The organism is Nocardia sp. SYP-A9097 (assembly GCF_009649815.1).
Classification (GTDB): Bacteria; Actinomycetota; Actinomycetes; order Mycobacteriales; family Mycobacteriaceae; genus Nocardia.
Genome location: NZ_WJIC01000017.1, coordinates 47,619 through 66,079 on the forward strand (window position 1 = coordinate 47,619; position 18,461 = coordinate 66,079).

Below are 18,461 nucleotides of genomic sequence, written 5' to 3' on the forward strand. Positions count from 1 at the left end.
TGGCCAAGGCGTCGTCGGGGATGTAGTACTGATGTCTGACCCGACTGTTATCGAACCTGAACGATTCGTCTGCTGAGAAAGACTACGAACAGCAGGACCGTCAAGGTTCCCAGGCTGGATTCGGTCACAAGTATGGCCCGTGCTCCTTGCCCGAATCCTGCCAAGTCACCTAGGCCTAGAGGGCTGAAGCAGTTCGCGATACCGGTGTAGAGGACCAGACTCGTCGATATGTCCGTGACGATGCGGAGTGCGAGGGTGGAGGCGACTATCTGCAGGGCCAGCCAACCGAGCATCCTGAATGGCCGATAGCCGTAGCAGCACAGGAGGTCGAGCGCGCTCGAGACAGCCCGCCGCAGACCCGGCGGCAGTGTCTTGTGCCGTGCCCGTGCGCTCGAAAGCCCGCACCTATCTTGGGCGTCGAAGTCGTCGGTTTGGCGGTAGAGGACGATGGCGCGATTGAGCGCGAACATAGCGTGGATGTAGAGCTCGAACTCGACGAGCATCGACGTTCCGATTCGCTCGTAGACGTTGGCTAGCAGAACCTTCTGGGTGTAGGTCAACTGGCTTGCGCGGAACTCGACTTCTGCGGCCAAGAGCGCAGTGAGGTATCCGACCAGCGCCTTCGGCGGATCGTGCGCCTTGGATTCGCGAGCCCGGACCGCCGCTACGAGATCGATATCCGGATCACGAGAGAGAGCTTCGACGGCACCAACCGATGCTGCTTCGAAGTAGGTATTCGCGAAAGTGAGAGTGTTGCGTGGCTGCGGAGAGGGCGGCGGGATGTACTCGTCCAGTAGCAGACTCAGATCGTCCAGGGCGGCTTCGAGTTTGATCGCTTCCTCGTGGGATCGGCGGGGCGGCGGCAATGCGCGGATCTGCTGGATCTCGCGGCTGTAGTTCTCCCCGGATTGTTCGATGTGCGCCGTCAGCTCTCGCACGAAGCGTGAGCGTTCGGACTCGGAGGCTTCGTCTGCGGCGGGTAGTACCGAATCGGAGCTGCTGACAGCGTCGGCAAGAGCGTTCACCGTCGAGGTTCCCTCGGTCGTGCTTGCGTCGCGCAGGACTCGGGTCCTCGCCCATCCTCGGTGCCACAGAACCGGATCGAAGCGGGCCGGATCGACAATCAATCCGTCTTCGGTGGCGGCCCTGCGGCACGCACCGACGAAAGCCAGCACGGTCGCGGCAGAAGGTAGCCGCTTGCCTCGAATAGCGTCCGACGCGGTCGAATTCGGCAGCGGGATCGCTTTCACTTCCGAACCTGCATCCTGCCGCTTCGAAAGGATCGACATCCGCTCGAAACTTGGCATTCCGGCGTAGGTGCGAAGGTCTTTGAGATCATCAGCGAACTGCTGGACCGCACGCTGTGCATCATTGACCATCACGCATGCCTCCCTCCCGGCGCACATTGCGCCCAATTTTGCACTGCCGCCGCTCTTCACCGGGTGCTTACGCACAGACGATCACCACAGCGGCCAGCGTCAGGGCGGCGATCAGAACGCAGAAGCGCGCTGTGGTGCCCCAGTCGGTCATTGCTGCACGAACGGTCATCCCGATCTCTCTCCACATTGCGTCCTCCTCGCGTTGTGCCGCTGGTTTCCATTCCAGCGGCGAGGACGAGGGCGGTCACCCCGGTCGCCTGAACTCGGGCAGCGATCGGCCGAGTGCGGCTGAAGTCGGCTGTGAATCGGCTGAATTCGGCGAGCTGACGAGGACTTCGGGACGATCCAGGCCGCCCGAAGAACGGCGAGGTCTGGAGTGCCATCGGCGACAGCCTCACGCCGCGGGCGGACAAGGAGCGTGCGCTGAGGGGCGAACCAGGAGCTCTACCCCACCGTGGACACTCCGCCGCTCGCTGAAGGGACGCCATGACCAGCGATCCCACCAGGCGCCGCCCTGGCGCAGCTATTCACCGAGCACACCGGCCGCGCGTGAAAAGGGCCGCTCGCAATCCACGGATTGCGAGCGGGCCCTTCGCTATAGCGACTTTCAGACAGAAGCGCCGGTCAGCTGGGCGATGATGCCGAGGCGATCGGGCAGCACCGCGTATTCGGTGATGCGGCCGTCCTGGAACCGGATGGTACTGATGCTCTCACCGAAGAAGCGCCTGCCGCTATTGGGCGCACCGAAGATCACACCGCGCTGGATGCCCTCGATGGTCCAGTAGACGACGACTCGGTCGTCCTCGGCGACGGTGTCGGTGACAATGGCGGTGACGCCTTCGACATTGGCGCGCAGCCAGGTGATGTGTTCGACGAAACCCTCACGGCCCTTGATGTTTCCGGCCGGGACCGCGGAGTCGCGCCCGTCATCGGCGATGATGTCGTCCAGTAGGGCGAGATTGCCCTCGGTGATCACCTCGGTGTAGAAGCGCCGTGCGACAGCCTTATTGGTTTCGATCGCGGTGGTCATATGCTCTCCTTCTGGTGGTTCGGATACGGGTCACCCCGATGCGGGGTGGTGCGGGAGCCGATCAGAGCGACTGACCGGGCAGCGGCAAGATGCCGAGGTTGGCGTCCAGCCCGCCGTCGACCACGAGGGTGGTACCGGTGATGTAACCGGCGGCGGGGGAGGCGAGGAACCAGATCGCCTCGGCCTGCTCGCGGGGTTCCGCGAAGCGCCCGAGCGGGATCCGGCGTTCGATGGCGGCCAGCAGTCCGGGGTCCTGATGCACATTGGCGGTGATACCGGTCCGTGTGAGTCCGGGGGCCAGCGCGTTGATCCGGATGCCCTGTGCCGCATAGTCGATCGCGAAAGCGCGGACGAGATTGATCAGCGCGCCCTTGGACGCGTTATAGGCCCAGTTCCCCGGATCGCCGCGCAATCCGGCCACCGATGAGGTGAACACCGCCGAGCCGCGGGATTTGCGCAGTGCCGGAATCGCAGCCTTGAGTCCGTGGATCGGCCCGCGCAGGTTGACCCCGAAGATCCGGTCCGCCGAATCGACCGCGCCGCGAGATTCCAATGGCGGGGTGCCACCGGTCCCGGCATTGAGGACCACGGTGTCCAGGCGGCCGAAGCGGCTCAGCGCCGTATCGACGGCCGCCCGATTCACCTCTTCGCCGGAGACATCGCCGGACAGGGTGACGATGCCATCGCCTAGATCGGCAAGGCCGCGTTCGGAAATATCCACGGCGACGACATGATCCCCGCGTTCGGCGAACAATTGCGCGGTGGCGCGGCCGATACCGGAAGCTGCTCCGGTGACGATCGCGACGCGGCGGTCATCGGCGGGGGAGGGCTCGGTCATGAAATACCTTTCGGAAGCGGATCGACGGAGGCCGGCTCGGCCAGGGCTGGCACGAGCGAACGCGATGCGGGAACGCGCGGCATGGCGGCGAGCAATTGCCGGGTGTACGGATGCTGCGGATTGTCGAATATGTCCTCGGCGCGGCCGGTTTCGACAATCCGGCCGTGCTGGGTGACGGCCACCCGATCGCACAATTGCCGGACGACCGCGAGGTCGTGCGAGATGAACAGCAGTGCGGCTCCGGTATCGCGCTGCACCTGCTCGAACAGGTCCAGAATCTGGGCCTGGATCGTGACATCGAGTGCGGACACCGGTTCGTCGGCGACGAGGAGATCGGGTCCGGTGGCCAGTGCTCGGGCGATGGCCACGCGCTGGCGCTGGCCGCCGGAGAGCTGGGTGGGACGGCGGGCGGCCAGTATCGGATCGAGTCCGACGGCATCGAGCAGTTCGGCGGCCCGTGCCGCGCGTGCCTCGGCGGAAGGCAGCCGGTGCAGTGCTTCGCCGACGATTCGCTCGACCGTGTAGCGGGGATCGAACGCGCTGAGCGGGTCCTGATCGATGAGCTGGATTCGCGGCCGGGACGCGCGGCGAGCCCGCTCGCGGAGTTCGCTCCACGGTCCGCCGTCGAATCGGACGGAACCGGTCAGCGGGGTGAGGTGGGCGAGCGCTAATCGTGCCAATGTGCTTTTCCCGGAACCGGATTCCCCAACGATCCCCAGTGTTTCGCCACGTTCCAAGACGAGTGACACCCCGTCCACGGTGGTCTGGCGTTTACCGTTCGGAAGGCGGTATTCGTGTGAGACGTCGGTGAATTCGAGCAGTGGCGGATGCCCGGACGGAGTCACGGTGGCCGCCGACCGCGCGGGACGCTCCGCGGCCACATGCTCACCGGGATGAATGCACCGGACGGCATGATCGTCGCCGAATTCGGTGAGCGGGGGCAGGATTTCGCGGCATCGATCCTCGACGAGCGGGCAGCGGGTCGCGAAGGGGCAGCCGGTTTCAGCGGCCGGTGCCCAATTGGCTGTGACCGCGCGCCGGGCCGGTCCGTCGGCCCGTGGTGCGGCCGCCAGCAGCTCCACCGTGTAGGGATGCGCCGGTGCGTCGAAAAGCTGTGCCGCACTGCTCTGTTCGACGATCACGCCCGCGTGCATGACCGCGACGGTGTCGGCGGTCCCGGCCACGACCGCGAGATCATGGGAGATGAGCAATATCGCGGTTCCGGCCGCGCGCCGCGCGTCCAGCAGGCGCAGGATCTGCGCCTGCACGGTGACATCCAGCGCGGTCGTCGGCTCATCGGCAATGAGCAGTTCGGGCCGGGCCGCGATCGCCGACGCGATGAGCACCCGCTGCCGCAATCCACCGGAGAGCTCATGCGGGTACTGCAACAACCGATCGTCGGGATTGGGAATGCCGACGGCCGCAAGTAGTTCGAGCACCGTGTCATCGAGGTCATCGGGGGTCACCAGTCGATGGATCTGGAGTGGTTCGGCCACCTCGTGCCCGATCCGGCGCAGCGGGTCGAGTGAGGTGAGCGCGTCCTGGAGCACGAAACCGATTCGCCTACCACGGATTCCGCGCCACTGCCGATCCGGCAGCCGCCGCAGGTCGGTGCCGTCGAAGGACAATTCATCGGCGCTGACTCGCGCTCCGGCCCCGGCCAGGCCGAGCAGCGCTCGCGCGGTCACGCTCTTACCCGAGCCCGATTCACCGACCAGCGCCAAGCATCGTCCCGGAGCCAGCTGCAGGCTCACATCGCGCACCGCGGGTGCTGTGCCGGAACCGAATTCGACCGAGAGATTTCGTACGTTCAGCAACGGCGAGGTCATTGTGGTGACCGCCCCTCGGCCGCGGCGCGCAGGGTGCGCCCGAGCACACTGACCGTCAGCACCGTCAGCGTGACGGCGAGGCCGGGGAACAGCGCCAGGGTCCACGCGGCGGAGAGGTAGTTGCGCGATTGCGCGAGCATCGAACCCCATTCCGGGACAGACGCTTCCGCCGATCCCAGGCCCAGGAAGCTCAGCGACGCCCCGATAATGATCGCGGTGCCGATATTGATCACGATCAGTACGCCGAGCGGGAGCAGCACATTCGGCGCGATATGCCGCACGGCGACTCGCCATGGTGCGATGCCCAGATCCAATGCCGCACGAACATAGGCGAACTGGCGCACCAGCAGCGTACGTATCCGCACCATGCGAGCGAATCCGGGGGCGAGAGCGACCGTCACCGCGATCGTCACATTGCCGGTGCCGGGGCCGAGAATGGCGACCACCAGCAGTGCCATCAGGATGGCCGGAAAGGACAGGAAGATATCGGCGGCCCGCATCGCCACCTGATCGGCGATCCGCCCGCCCAGACCGGCCGCGAGGCCCCAGAGCGTGCCGACGACACAGGCCAGCGCGGTGGACCCGATCCCCACCAGCAGTGACGCGCGGGTGCCGTGCACCACCCGCGCGTACACGTCGCGTCCGAGCCAGTCGGTGCCGAAAAGGTGTGCGCCACCGGGCGGGCGCAATGCGACGGCGGGATCGATCGCATCCGGTGAACCGGCGATCAGGCCGGGCGCGAGAGCGGCCAGCGCGATGGCGGCCAGGACCACACCGGCGACGGCTGTCCCGATCGGCGGGATGCGCCGAGATGTGGTGCGCGCCAGCGTCTCCGGCGTCGCCGCCGTGATATCGGTACTCATCGGGCGACCTCCCGGATACGTGGATCGACGATTCGGTACAGCACATCGAGTCCGATGCTGATCACCGAGAACGTCCCGGCGGTCAGCAATACGACGCCGGTCACGACGGGGTAGTCGCGCCCCCGTACCGCGGTGACCAGGACCTGCCCCAAACCCTGCCGGGCGAATACCGTTTCGACCACTACGACGCCGCCGAGCAGATTCCCGAACATCCAGCCCGACAGTGTCAATACCGGCAGGGCCGCATGTCGCAGCGCGTGCCGGACGCGTACGCGGGTCTCGGTCGCGCCCCGGGCTCGGACGGTGAGCGAGAAGGGCTGGTCGAGTGCCTGTTCGATACCCTCGCGCGCGACCTGGGACAGGACGCCGGTGACGGCGATCGCCAGGGTGATCACCGGCAGTACCAGCGCGGCGATCCCGTTATTGCCCAGCACCGGAAACACATGCCAATGGAATGAGAACAGGGCCAGCAGCAGAAAGCCGATCCAGAAGGTCGGCATCGACAGGGCCACGAACTCCGCGGTCTGGGCGATTGCCCGCGGCCGGGGCCGGTCCGCGGTCACCAGCGCGAGACCGACCGCCAGCAGCAGGCCGAGCGTCATCCCCCCGACCGCGAGAGTGATTGTGGGCCACAGCTGTTCGGTGATGATCGAGAGCACCGATCGATGCTGCTGATACGACACCCCGAGATCACCGCGCAACAGTCGACCGAGAAAACGCGGATACCGCACGAGAATCGGATCGTCGAAACCGTATTCGGACCGGATGCGGGCGAGCACCTCGGGTGAAGCGGTCGCTGCCACCCCACCCGCGACGGCGCGCGCCGGGTCGCCGGGAATCAGCAGCAGACCGGCGAAGGTGATCGTGGCGGCGCCCCACATGACCACCAGCGCGAGCACCAGGCGACCGGCCAGCCATCGCAGCGGCTCCGGCACCCGGATCAGGAGGCGAGCCATGCGTCGTAGAACCTGGGGTAGGTCTGTGCGTCGAAGGTGATGCCGTGCACGGACTTCGCGAATCCGGTCAGGCTGACCGGGGTGTAGACGGGAATGATGTACGCCTGCTTCAACACGTCGTGCTGCACCGACGAATACGCTTTCGCGGCCTGTTTCGGATCGGTGGTGGCCGCGGCATCGGTCACCCAGGTATCGATCTGTGGCGAATTCACCAGGGCCACATTGCCGCCCGCCTTCGCGTAGGTATTGGTGGAGAAGAACGCGAAACGCAGGACATCGGGGGTCGGGCGCGCGAAACTGACGTCGACGATGTCGTACGCGCCACCGATCAGGTACTTGTCGACATAGGTTCCGGTATCCACCGTGGGCCGCAGAATCTCGATACCGGCCGAACGCGCCTGGGCCGCAATACCTTCCGCGATCACCTCGCGCTGTTCCTTGGTGCCGTCGGGCCAATAGGGCCACACCAGCGACAGTCGATTTCCGTCTTTGACGCGATAGCCGTCACCGTCGAGATGGTCCCAACCCGCCTGGTCGAGTAGGCGTTTGGCGGTCTCGGGCTGATATGAGGCGAGCTCGTCCCGCGCGGACGGATCGTAGGCCGCCGTGGTCGGGCTGAGCGGATTGTCGGCGACCGGGTAGCGGCCGAAGTAGACGTTCTTCACCAGTGCCGGGATATCGACCGCGGCCGACAGGGCGCGCCGCACGGCGGAATCCTTTAGTGGGCCCCGTGTTTGGTTCAGGTACACGTTGTAGTTGAGGCCGGGGGTTTCGGTGCTGTACAGCGCGAATCCCGACAGGTCGGCGAGCTGTGCCGCGGAGACCGGCGGCACACCCGCGATACCCTGCAATTGACCACTGGTCAGCGCGCCGTAGCGGGTCGCGTCCTCGGCGACGAACTCGAATACCAGCCGGTCCAGATACGCGACGCCCGTATGCGCCGCGCCCTCGGGCGGTGAGGTGTACTTCGGGTTTCGGACGAGTGTCTCCCGATGGCCCTGCTCCCACCGCTCGAACGCGAACGGCCCGGTGCCCACCGGCCGATAGTTCGCGGCGGGCTCGGCCAGCGCCTTCGGACTCTGAATACCCAGACTCGGCGTCGAAAGTGCTTGCAGCAGCGGCGTGAACGGCTGCTTCAACACAATCTCGACGACGCGGCCGCTGACGATCCGGGTCTCCTGGTACGGGCTGATCAGCGAAGCGGCGTACGCGGACTTCGTCTTCGGGTCCACGACGTGATCGAGTGTGCCTCGAACCGCAGCGGCGTCGAATGGAGTGTCATCCTGGAAGGTGACGCCATCGCGCAGAGTGAAGGTATAGGTCGTTCCGTCCGGAGAGATGGTCCATGCCGTGGCCAGCCAGGGCGCGAAGGTATCCGGGCCGGTCTGGACCACCAGCGAGTCGAAAATATTGCGGTTGATCACGCTCGTCACCGCCGTGGCGGCGACCGCCGGATCCAGCGAAACCTGGGTGCCCGCAACGCCATAGGTGAGCGTGCCCTGATGGGTCGGGGTATCGGCGGCCGCGCTGTCCGAGCTGGATTTCGTCACGGCGACCGCGACGCTCGCCGCCACGACCACCGCCACCGCGACGCCCGTGACGAGCCACAGCCGACGAGTGCGCCCCAGCCGGCTGCGCGCACGGCGGACCGGACGCGATGTTTCATTCTCTGAAGACATGGCACCTGTTCTCGGAAAAGGGGATAACCGCGTGTCCGGCACGCGTGAGAGGTCCGTCGGCGATTCGACTCCGGATCGCCAAGCGGTGACCATTACGACTTCAGCATGCGCCATTCCTGGTTGTCAATGATTGCGGCGCAACGGAATTCGAATATCCGCCCTGCCGGACTCAATCCCATTGGAATTCAGGATTCGCTATCGATAGTGATTGGATAACTTTATCGATGAGACCGAATCATGGTGATTTAAATGGATTCGGCATAGACGGTGCCGTGGGAAAATATCGACCCGTCCGCGCCGATCCTGGGGCTCCTGCTCGCTCCTCCCGTGCATACGGGCGCCCTCCGGAATCAGGAGAGATCGGGGGCGGTGGGTAGGACAAGGGCGGCGACGGTTTCCAGGCCGGGGAGGTCGGTGCCACCGCCGGATCGGGTGGCTTGGCCCAGCAGTTGCTGGAGGCGGGTGTTCAGCGGTGCGGGGACGTTGTGGAGGCGGGCGAGGAGGGCGACTTCGCCATTGAGGTAGTCGACCTCGTTGGTGGAGGTGCCGCGGGCGAAGCTCTGCCAAGTGGAGGATCTGCCGGGGATTACGCCGGAGCGTTCAGTGAAGTTCTCCTGGGCAGGGTCGGGGATCAAGTTGGTGGCGTGGTGGTGGGTGATGCCCGCTGCTGCGAGGACGGCTTCGGCTTCTGCGGTCAGGGCCGCGCTGACCGCGTCTTTGAGAGTTCGGTCGCCGGCGAAGACCGCGACTCCGTTGTTCACGCTGAACAGAATCTTCGCCGCCTTGTAGGCGCGAATATCGGCTACGGCTTCGGCTCGGAAGTTCGCGGCCTGCAGGTCTGTGGTGAAGGTCTTCAGTGGCTGCTCGGCGGCGGAGGGTGAGACGGCGCTGGCGACACCGGCGATGACACCACCCACGTACGGGGACCCGCCGACGCGCACCTCGCCGGTGCGGATGTGCTGGGCCGAGATCAGGAATACCGCGCCGAGCACTGTATCGAACCAGCGGGCCGCCGAGCGTTCGGCGTCCAGGCCGTTCTGCGCGGTGACCACCGGCACCAAATCGGCTGCCACACCGCGGATGCGGCCCTGCTCGTCCGTTACATCCCGCCAGGCGAGAGCGGCGGCGACTTCGGGCAGATCCTGGGATTTCACCGTGAAGACGACGATATCCCCGAGCCGCAGTCCCAGGTCGTCACCCAGTGCCGCGACCGGTAGCCGGACCTCGCGGTGCCCGGTCTGGGAATGATAGGAAAGTGGTTGCCGCGCCAGGTGTTCCAGAGTCGCCCCCCGGGCGATCAGCAGAATGTCGTGACCTCGGTCGCCGAGTTCGACGGCCAGGCTCGCTCCGACGGCGCCCGCGCCGACAATGACGTAGCGGGTCATCGATCCGCCCGCAGCAGACGGGTTTCACCGGCGCGCACCGGGAAGTCCAGTCGATTCGAGGCCGGCGGCAGCGGGCACAGGTAGTGGTCGGAGAAGGTGCAGGGTGGCAGGTAGGCGCGGTTGAAGTCCGCGACGACGCGGCCCTGCGCATCCGGGGCGGCGACGGTCAGGAACCGGAACCGTTGTGTCTCCGCGCCATTGGTTGTGTCGGCGAAGGTGATCTGGATACCTCCGGCCGGAGTCGCGGTGCCCCACAGCACCACTTCCCGGCCGTTGATCGTCAGCCTGATGCTCACACCGTCGTTATCGCTCACGAAGCCGTCGACATGATCCAGTTTCAGGGCCGCCGAGGTAGTTTCGACAATGCCATCGATCACCCAGGCCGGGTCCGGGTCGAATGCGCCGATCCCCTGCAAGGTGGTCCGGGTGGACGCCTGTGGGTCGAAGACGCGCAACGCGACCGCTCCGGCGCGAATCAGGGGTTGCAGCAGCAGCTCTCCGCTCTGGTGCCGTTCGCCGGGCGCGAGTTCGAGGTGCAGGCCGGGGCCGTCGCCGACGGCCCGCCCCGCCTCGGCGACCCAGCTGCCGGGCACACCCGCGATGGTTAGCGGGGTTTCGCTCAGCCAGTGCGTGCCGGACGCGGCGGCAATGCCGTATACGGCCGTCGCTTCGGCAGCGCGGTCGGTATGCCACTGTTGCCAGTCGGCCACCCAGGTGTCGGTTGTTGCGCTCACGGGATATCCCTTTCAGTGAGATCGGATGGTGGGTGGCCGGACAGCGCCCGGCGGCCCGGTATCGCGGCGATGAGCCGCTGGGTGGACAAATGTGCGGGATTGCCGAAAACATCGGCGACGGAGCCGGATTCGACGACCGTGCCCTTGTCGAACACCGACACGGTGTGCGCGATCTGTGCCACCACGGCCAGATCGTGCGAGACGAACAGATAGGCCAGGCCGAGCCGCTGCTGCAGGTCGAGCAGCAGCTGCAGGATCTGCGCCTGTACCGAAACGTCCAGTGCTGAGACCGGTTCGTCGAGCAGCACCAGATCCGGCTGCAGCGATAGCGCCCGGGCGATGGCGACCCGCTGCCGCTGTCCGCCGGAGAGTTCCCCGGGCAGCCGGTTCAGTGCGGTGCGGGGCAGCGCCACCTGGTCCAGTAGTTCGGCGGCGCGGGCGTGCCGCTCGGCGCGGCTGCCGATCCCGAAGGACACCAGCGGCTCGATAATGCTGTCGCGCACTGTGAATCGCGGATCGAGCGAGGAGAACGGATTCTGGTGCACCAGTTGAAACCGTCGCCGCAGTGGCCGTAATCGCCGCCAGGACAATCCCGCGATATCACTGCCGTCGAACCGCACCGAGCCGGAGGTGGGTGTTTCCAGACCCATGGCGATGCGCAGCATGGTGGTCTTCCCGGAACCAGATTCGCCCACCACGGCGTGCGTGCGCCCGGCCGCGACGCGCACCGATACGTTGTCCAGTGCGGTCACGCGCTGTCCCCGGCTGCCACGTGGCGCCCGGAATTGCTTTGTCACCGAGTCGAGTTCGAGGATCGGTTCACCCTCCAGGGCCTCCTGTGCCGAGAGCTGGAAGCGTGGCCGGACCGCACCCTCGTGTGCGAGCGCGGGCGCCACCGCGATCAGCCGCCGGGTGTAAGCGTTCTCGGAGTCGACGAGAATCTCTGTGGGCGTGCCGGATTCGACGATCCTGCCGTGCCGCATTACCGCTACCCGGTCGGCGCGGTCCGCGGCGATGGCCAGATCATGGGTGATGATCAGCAGCGCGATACCGCTCTCGCGCACCAGCGATTCGAGATGATCGAGAATGCGCGCTTGCACGGTCACGTCCAGTGCGCTGGTCGGCTCATCGGCGATGATCAACTCGGGCCGACCGGCCAGCGCGATCGCGATCAGTACCCGCTGCCGCTGACCGCCGGACAATTCGTGGGGGTAACGATGCAGGCGCTGCTCCGGATCGTCCAGCCCGGCCTGGCGCAGCAGGTCGAGCACCTCGGCATCCGCCGCCGCACCCCGGAGGCCGCGCAGGCGCACCGCCTCGGCGACCTGTGCGCCGATCCGCTGGGTGGGGTTGAGGCCGAGCATCGGATCCTGTGGGATCAGTCCGATGGTCGACCCGCGCAGCGAGCGCACCAGTCGCTCGCGAGCTCCGACGAGATCGACGCCGCCGACCCGGATCGATCCACCGGTGATTCGCGCGCTGTCGGGCAGCAGGCCGATCACGGCGTGTGCGGTCGTGGACTTGCCGGAACCGGATTCACCGACCAGCGCGACGATTTCACCGGGCCGCACTGCGAGCGTGACGCTGTGCACCGCTGGTTCGACGATGCCCGATTGGAGATAACCCACTGCGAGACTGTCGATTTCGACGATCGGTGTGCCGGTGCGCTCACGCTCGGCGGTAGTGGCCCGGGTCATCGCCCTACCTCCCGTAGCGTCTGTGCGATGTGGTTGAGCGCCAATACTGTTGCCGCCACCATCACACCGGGCAGTAACGACACCCACGGCGCGGTGACCAGGAAACTGCGCCCACCGGCCACCAGCGACCCCCACTCCGCCCGTGGCGGTGCCGCACCGAAGCCGAGGAAGCTCAGGGCGGCCACGGCAATGATTGCCGTGCCGAAGTCCAGCACCGCCAGCGACAGCACCGAACCCCAGGAGTTCGGCAATACATGCCGGATCAGCACCCGCGGCCACGATCCGCCGCCGGCGCGTGCTGCCTCCACATACGGCAGTGTCTTCACCCGCAGTACCTCCGCGCGTGCGGTGCGCGCGAAGCCCGGCACCGTCGCGACGCCTACCGCGATTGCGACCGGAATGGTGCCGAAGCCGAGCGCGGTGACAATGGCCAGGGCCAGCAGCATTCCCGGAATCGCCAGCTGCACATCGACGATCCGCATGATCAGTGCGTCGAAGAATCCGCCGAGGAAGCCGGAGACCACCCCGAGTAGCAGTCCCGCGCATAATCCGATGGCAATGGCGATGAGCGCGGCCTTGACGGTGAGATCGGCCCCGTACAGCGTGCGGGTCCATAGATCGCGTCCCAGGTCGTCGGTGCCGAAAAGGTGTGCGGCGCTGGGTGATCGCAGGCGCTCGGCCGGGGCGGTGGCGTATGGGTCGTGGCCGGTGAACAGGGCGGGCGCGAACGCCGCCAGGATGACGAAGGCGATCAGCAGGCTCGCCACCACGAAACCAGGACGCCGAGCCAGCAGCCGGGACCGTGAGTGAGTGCGGACTCCGCCCTCGGAGATCGGGCCGGCCAGGGCCGCGTCCTCGTCGAAGGTCTGGGCGGGTATCTGAGCGTTCGCGCCGCCCGAAACGGTAATCAGGCTCTGCACCATGTCAATTCACCTCTGCGTGCGCGGGGTGGGCAATGCGGGGATCCAGCAGTGGATAGAGCAGATCGACGATCAGATTGATCAACACGAATCCGGCGGCGGCGATCACGACGATCGCCTGCACCACCGGAACGTCCTTGGCCAGTACCGATTCCTGAGCCAGCCGGCCGATTCCGTTGCGGTTGAACATGGTTTCGACCACGATCGCGCTGGTCACGGTCAGACCCACCAGAACTCCGATAATGGTCAGCGCGGGCAGGGCGGCATTGCGGAAGGCGTGTCGCAACTGGACCGTCGCGCGCGAGAGTCCCTTGGCCCGCGCGGTCACGATGTACGGCTCTCGCAGGGTCTCCTGGAAGCTGCGCCCGAGCACCTGTGCCAGCTGCGCCGCACCGGGCAGTGACATGGTGATCACCGGCAGTACCAGGTACTTCCAGTTGCCGGAGCCGGAGGAAGGCAGCCAGCCCAGATCGAACGAGAAGTACTGGATGAGCACGAGCCCCACCAGGAACGAGGGCACCGCGACACCGATCGCCGGCGCGCGGTCCAGTAGGACTCGCAATGGTCGGATGCGCACGAAGGCGGCGAGATAGGCGATCGTGGTGCCGAGCAGCACCGCGAGTACACCGGCGAGCAGGCTGAGTGTCAGTGTGCCGCCGATCCGTTCGGCGATCAGCTGGCTCACCGGAGCCTGTTTGGCGATCGAGGTGCCGAAATCGCCGTGCAGCGCGCCGGTCAGCGAAGAAAAGTACTGGTCCAGCACCGGCCGGTCCAGCCCGTACTTCGCCTTGGCGGCGGTCAACTGCGCCGGCGTCAGCGAATCGGTTTCGATACCGGCGGCACCGAGTTGGATCGACACCGGATCACTGGGCAGCAGATACAGCACCACGAAGGTGACCGTGAACGCCGCCCAGAGCACGCCGACCGCCTGCGCGATCCGGCCGGCGAGGTAGCGAATCACGGCTGGATCCAGACGTCGTCCAGATCTATGAAGGCTTCGGAGGTGAAGCGGAAACCGTTGACATGGTTACGAATTCCGGCGTACTGCACGCGTTCGAAGAGCGGGAAGGTGACCCCGGCGTCGATCAGCACACCCTGCAATTCGGTGTAGATCTGCTGGCGGGCAGCCGAATCCGTCGACTGTACGGCGCGACTGAAGAGGTCGGCGACCCGCGCGGCGGTGTCCGGCTTCTGTGCGTTGTGTGCCAGCGCCTTCGAATTGGCCAGCGCCTCCACCAGGATGAACTGCAGCGCACCGGGATCGGCGCGGGTGAAGTAGGTATCGAGCAGGTCGTACTGACCGCCGCTGATGACCGCATTGCGCTCGGCCGCCGTGATCGTCTTCAGCTGCAATTCGATGCCCACCTTGCGCAACTGGTCCTGGAAGAGCTCCGAACCCGTGGTGCCCGGGGCGATCGGCCAGACGAGTGTCAGCCGCTTGCCGTCCTTTGCGCGGTACTGGTCGCCGGGTGCGAGTTTCCAACCAGCCGCATCCAGAATGCTCGCGGCCTGTTCCGGGTCGTAGGCGAGCTTGCCGCTCTGGGCGGCATAGTACGGCGTGGTGCTGTCGAACGGTCCGCCGACCACCGGGTAGTCCGACCCGAAAGTCGTTGCGGCGAAGGTCTTCAGGTCGACCGCGTGGTGCAGCGCCTGGCGCACATTATCGTCGGCCAGCGGATGACCGTCGCTCACATTCGGATACAGGGTGTAGGAGACGCCGGGCAGCGGGCGCGAGCGCAGGTACGCGCCCGAGCGGCCGATGAGGTCGCGGTCCTCCACCGTGAACGGGTTGCGCGGCCACGCGATATCGATCTGCCCGCTGACCAGGTTGCCGGTGCGTACACCGTTCTCGGCGACATAGCTGGCCTGGATCTTGTCCAGGTACGCGTCACCCTTGTTCTTGTTGAAGGGCGACGACCAGCGGTAGCCGGTACGGCGACTGAGCGAAACACCCTGTCCCGGCGTGTAATTGTCGAGTTTGAACGCCCCCGAGCCGACTACATCGCCGAGGCAGCGCTGCTGTGGTGTCTTCTGGAAGGAGGCCGGGGACAGCAGCGCCAGGTTGGTGGTCGAGGTCGCCTGCAGGAAGGAGGCGTTCGGCCGGTTGAAGTGAAAGCGGACCGTCTTGGCGTCGATCGCCTGAGTCGATTCCAGTCCCACAATATAACTCGTGCCGTAGGCGGTGCCGTTCGAGGTGTGAGCGGCATCGAGGAAGCCGTCGAAGTTGGTTTTCACCGCCGCCGCGTCCAGCGGCGCGCCGTCGGCGAAGGTCACTCCGTCACGCAGGGTGAAGGTGTAATCGAGGCCGTCGGCGCTGATCTGCCAGGCGGTGGCCAGCCACGGCACGATCTCTCCGGTATCGGGGTTCTGATCGGTCAGTGAATCAGCGAAATTGCGGATCAGCGAGCGGTGTTCGATCCAGTAGGTCTGGAAGGGGTCGATGCAGGGGAAGGCCGCATTGTCCGGCCAGAACGCGATACTGAGGGTGCCGCCGCGCACCGGGTCCTTACCCTCGCCGGACGGCCCGCTGGCCGTACCGCTGTTGCTGCCGCAGGCGCTGACCAGCAGGGTCATCGCAGCGGCAACGGCTGCGGCGCAACGCCTTCCGGTCTTGCGTGCGGCGTGGGTACTACGGTTGGTGGTGGTCATCGCGGGGTGATTCCTCGGGGTAGGTCCGGAACAAGCAGTGACCGGCCTGCGCTGAGCAGGGCCGCGTCCTCCTGGGGCGGGTGCACGCGCACACACAGCACATCGCGCAGATGGCGTTCGAGCGGGTGATGCCGGGTCAGCGCGGCGTTGCCGAGCGCGGCCACAGCGGTCTGTACCGCCGCGATCACCGACCGTGCGATGAGCACCTTCACTGCCGACAGTTGTTGCGCCACTTCTGGTTCACCGGCGGTGAGCCGGTGCAGTGTGCCGTACAGCAGGGTCTCGGCCTGCACAATCTGCGTGTCGATCTCACCGGCTACAACCTGGATGCGCTCGGTCTCGGCGATGGGTTTGCCGAGCGCGGTCGGCACGCGGGTGCGCGCGTACTCGGCGAAGGCGGCGCGGGCGGCGCGCGCTACACCCACATACAGTGCGGCGTGCCCGAAGGAGGCGGGCCCGGTCGCGACTGCCGGGTCGCGGTAGACGCCGTTCTGGAATGGAATCTCGGAGAAATTCTCCAGCGGCACTGCGACATTCGAGTAGCTGACGTCGTGGGTATTGGACGCGCGCAGCCCGAGGTGATCCCAGGTGTCGTGCCAGGTGATGCCGTCGGCCTCGGCCGGAACGATGAGATGTCCCACCCGGGCTGGAGATTCATCGGTCAGTACCCACACCAGGTGGTAGGCCAGAGCGGTGCCGCCGGTGGCGAATGTTTTGTGCCCATCGAGAATCCACCCGTTCTCGGTGCGTCGGGCAATTGTCGCGGGCAGGCCGCCTCGGGCGGGCGCACCCAGTTCGGGCTCGGCGCGCACCGCGTTGACCAGCGTTGGCTGTTCGGCAGACCGGCGAACCAGGTCCGCGTAGAGCTCCGTGGGCCAGTGTCCGGCGGCCGCCTGCGCCAGATGCGCACCCAGGTTGTTGGCGGCCAGTAGCGCCACCGACGGATCACCCTCGCCGATCGCGACCAGGATGCGCACCACATCGCTGTGACCCAGTTCAGGGCCGCCGTAGCGCGCGGCCACCGTGGCGGTGAGATAGCCGCCGCGTTGCGCCGCAAGCAGCCCGGCCTCCGGCACGGCGCCACTGCGATCGTATGTGGCCGCCGTGGCGGCGATTTCGGCGGTCAGAGCCGCGAGCGCGGCGGGGGAGGTGTCCGGAACCACGAGGGTGCGGGCCGCGGTGGTCACGAGCGACCGGCCGTGGTCAGTGCGCCCGGATGCTCGCCCTGCAGGGTCCCGCGCCGACCGGTGGCCTTACGGTGTTCGAGCTCCTGCCGAACCAGGGGCAGCACATAGCGCCCGTAGTCGATGACGTCGTTGAGGGTGTCGTATCCGCGGATCGATACCAGGCTCGCGCCGAGGTCGATGTAGTCCAGAATGGCCGCTGCCACCGTCTCCGGGCTGCCGACCAGTGCCGTCGACGCGCCCTGGCCGTTGGTGGCGGCCGCTGTCCGGGTCCACAGTGCGCGATCGTAGATCTCCTGGCGCTCAGCGAATTCCAGTGCGCGCTGCGACCCGACATTCTGTGGCGTGGCCTTGCTCGCGTTGCGGAAGGCGCCGGTCTCGAAGGTGCGGGAGATGCGATCGACATAGTCGTGCGCCTTCGCCCAGGCCAGCTCGTCGGTGCGATCGATAATGGGACGGAAGGTCACCCAGATACGCGGCCGGTCGCTGCGCCCGGCCGCCTCGGCAATACCGTGTACGCGCTCGATCTGAGCGGCGATGTCGGCCAGCGGTTCTCCCCAGAAGGAGAAGATATCGGCCTGGCGACCGCCGATCTCGAAGGCGGCATCGGACTGCCCGCCGATGGAAATCGGAATGGCTGCGGCGTACGGCGGGAATCCGGGCCCGAAGTTGTCGAATCGGTAGTGCTCGCCGGCATGGGAGAACGGCTGTGTCTCGGTCCACGACCGACGCAGCACGTCCACGAATTCGCCGGTGCGCGAATACCTTTCGGCCTTGGAGAGGTAATCGCCCTGGCGTGCCTGCTCGGCATCGCTGCCACCGGAGATCAGGTGTACCACCGCGCGGCCCTCGGTCAGCTGGTCCAGGGTGGCCAGCTGCTGCGCCGCTACCGTCGGGAACACCGTATTCGGGCGGACCGCCACAATCGGCTTGAGCCGCTCGCTCAGCTGCCCGACGGCCGATGCGAGGACGAACGAGTCCGCCGAGGACGAGCCGTACGGCAGCAGGGTGGCGTCGAATCCGGCATCCTCGAGTGTTCGCACATACCGCCGCACGAATGGCAGGTCGATCCCCCGGGACGGGATCGGCGTGAGCTCGGTCGAGGCATTGGTATGGGTGAGGCTGATGAATTCGACCTCGGTGGCCGCAGTGGCGGGCACGGCATCCGCGGCAGGATCGGCAGTCATGAAATTCCTCTCGGAGACGGCGCTCGATGTATTTCGGCCATGCTAAGGAGCACAGGTGGGTCGAAACCAGAGTTCTTTTCATGGATTTCAGTTCGTATTGCCGATAGCAACCGATAGTCGAAATACACTCG

15 protein-coding genes are annotated in these 18,461 nt (G+C 66.4%); all 15 read right to left on the minus strand.

What is annotated here, in order from left to right; all coding sequences use genetic code 11:
* Nucleotides 1-47 precede the first annotated feature (47 nt).
* Entirely contained in the window at nucleotides 48-1,454 is a 1,407-nt protein-coding gene (locus tag GFY24_RS28060; RefSeq protein ID WP_153808121.1) for a hypothetical protein, read from the minus strand.
* 532 nt (nucleotides 1,455-1,986) lie between these two features.
* Entirely contained in the window at nucleotides 1,987-2,409 is a 423-nt protein-coding gene (locus GFY24_RS28065; RefSeq protein ID WP_153808122.1) for an ester cyclase, read from the minus strand.
* 61 nt (nucleotides 2,410-2,470) lie between these two features.
* Nucleotides 2,471-3,247, minus strand: coding sequence for an SDR family NAD(P)-dependent oxidoreductase (locus GFY24_RS28070; RefSeq protein WP_153808123.1), 777 nt, complete (start codon nucleotides 3,245-3,247; stop codon nucleotides 2,471-2,473).
* Nucleotides 3,244-5,076: an ABC transporter ATP-binding protein gene (locus GFY24_RS28075; protein WP_153808124.1), complete on the minus strand. Its 1,833-nt coding sequence runs from the start codon at nucleotides 5,074-5,076 to the stop codon at nucleotides 3,244-3,246. Before GFY24_RS28075 ends, GFY24_RS28070 begins: the two co-directional genes overlap by 4 nt.
* Nucleotides 5,073-5,939 carry an ABC transporter permease gene (locus GFY24_RS28080; RefSeq protein ID WP_153808125.1) on the minus strand — a complete coding sequence of 289 codons (867 nt, stop codon included), beginning with the start codon at nucleotides 5,937-5,939 and terminating at the stop codon, nucleotides 5,073-5,075. The genes GFY24_RS28075 and GFY24_RS28080 overlap by 4 nt, the downstream gene beginning before the upstream one ends.
* Nucleotides 5,936-6,895: an ABC transporter permease gene (locus GFY24_RS28085; protein ID WP_153808126.1), complete on the minus strand. Its 960-nt coding sequence runs from the start codon at nucleotides 6,893-6,895 to the stop codon at nucleotides 5,936-5,938. Before GFY24_RS28085 ends, GFY24_RS28080 begins: the two co-directional genes overlap by 4 nt.
* On the minus strand, nucleotides 6,880-8,574 hold the full coding sequence (locus GFY24_RS28090; RefSeq protein ID WP_194853045.1) for an ABC transporter substrate-binding protein: 1,695 nt from the start codon (nucleotides 8,572-8,574) through the stop codon (nucleotides 6,880-6,882). Before GFY24_RS28090 ends, GFY24_RS28085 begins: the two co-directional genes overlap by 16 nt.
* A 350-nt stretch (nucleotides 8,575-8,924) precedes the next feature.
* The gene (locus GFY24_RS28095) at nucleotides 8,925-9,959 is read right to left on the minus strand and encodes a ketopantoate reductase family protein (protein ID WP_153808128.1); all 1,035 of its coding nucleotides are present in this window, start codon (nucleotides 9,957-9,959) and stop codon (nucleotides 8,925-8,927) included.
* On the minus strand, nucleotides 9,956-10,693 hold the full coding sequence (locus GFY24_RS43455) for a DUF1684 domain-containing protein (protein WP_309231438.1): 738 nt from the start codon (nucleotides 10,691-10,693) through the stop codon (nucleotides 9,956-9,958). Before GFY24_RS43455 ends, GFY24_RS28095 begins: the two co-directional genes overlap by 4 nt.
* Nucleotides 10,690-12,390: an ABC transporter ATP-binding protein gene (locus GFY24_RS28105; RefSeq protein ID WP_153808129.1), complete on the minus strand. Its 1,701-nt coding sequence runs from the start codon at nucleotides 12,388-12,390 to the stop codon at nucleotides 10,690-10,692. The genes GFY24_RS43455 and GFY24_RS28105 overlap by 4 nt, the downstream gene beginning before the upstream one ends.
* Nucleotides 12,387-13,313, minus strand: a complete 927-nt coding sequence (locus GFY24_RS28110) for an ABC transporter permease (RefSeq protein ID WP_153808130.1) — start codon at nucleotides 13,311-13,313, stop codon at nucleotides 12,387-12,389. The genes GFY24_RS28105 and GFY24_RS28110 overlap by 4 nt, the downstream gene beginning before the upstream one ends.
* A gap of 1 nt (nucleotide 13,314) precedes the next feature.
* A complete protein-coding gene (locus GFY24_RS28115) occupies nucleotides 13,315-14,271 on the minus strand; it encodes an ABC transporter permease (RefSeq protein WP_309231439.1) in 957 nt (318 codons plus the stop codon).
* Nucleotides 14,268-15,959: an ABC transporter substrate-binding protein gene (locus GFY24_RS28120; RefSeq protein WP_153808132.1), complete on the minus strand. Its 1,692-nt coding sequence runs from the start codon at nucleotides 15,957-15,959 to the stop codon at nucleotides 14,268-14,270. Before GFY24_RS28120 ends, GFY24_RS28115 begins: the two co-directional genes overlap by 4 nt.
* Entirely contained in the window at nucleotides 15,956-17,146 is a 1,191-nt protein-coding gene (locus GFY24_RS28125) for an acyl-CoA dehydrogenase family protein (protein WP_309231440.1), read from the minus strand. The genes GFY24_RS28120 and GFY24_RS28125 overlap by 4 nt, the downstream gene beginning before the upstream one ends.
* Entirely contained in the window at nucleotides 17,143-18,330 is a 1,188-nt protein-coding gene (locus GFY24_RS28130) for an LLM class flavin-dependent oxidoreductase (RefSeq protein ID WP_153808133.1), read from the minus strand. The genes GFY24_RS28125 and GFY24_RS28130 overlap by 4 nt, the downstream gene beginning before the upstream one ends.
* Between the last annotated feature and the right edge of the window lie 131 nt (nucleotides 18,331-18,461).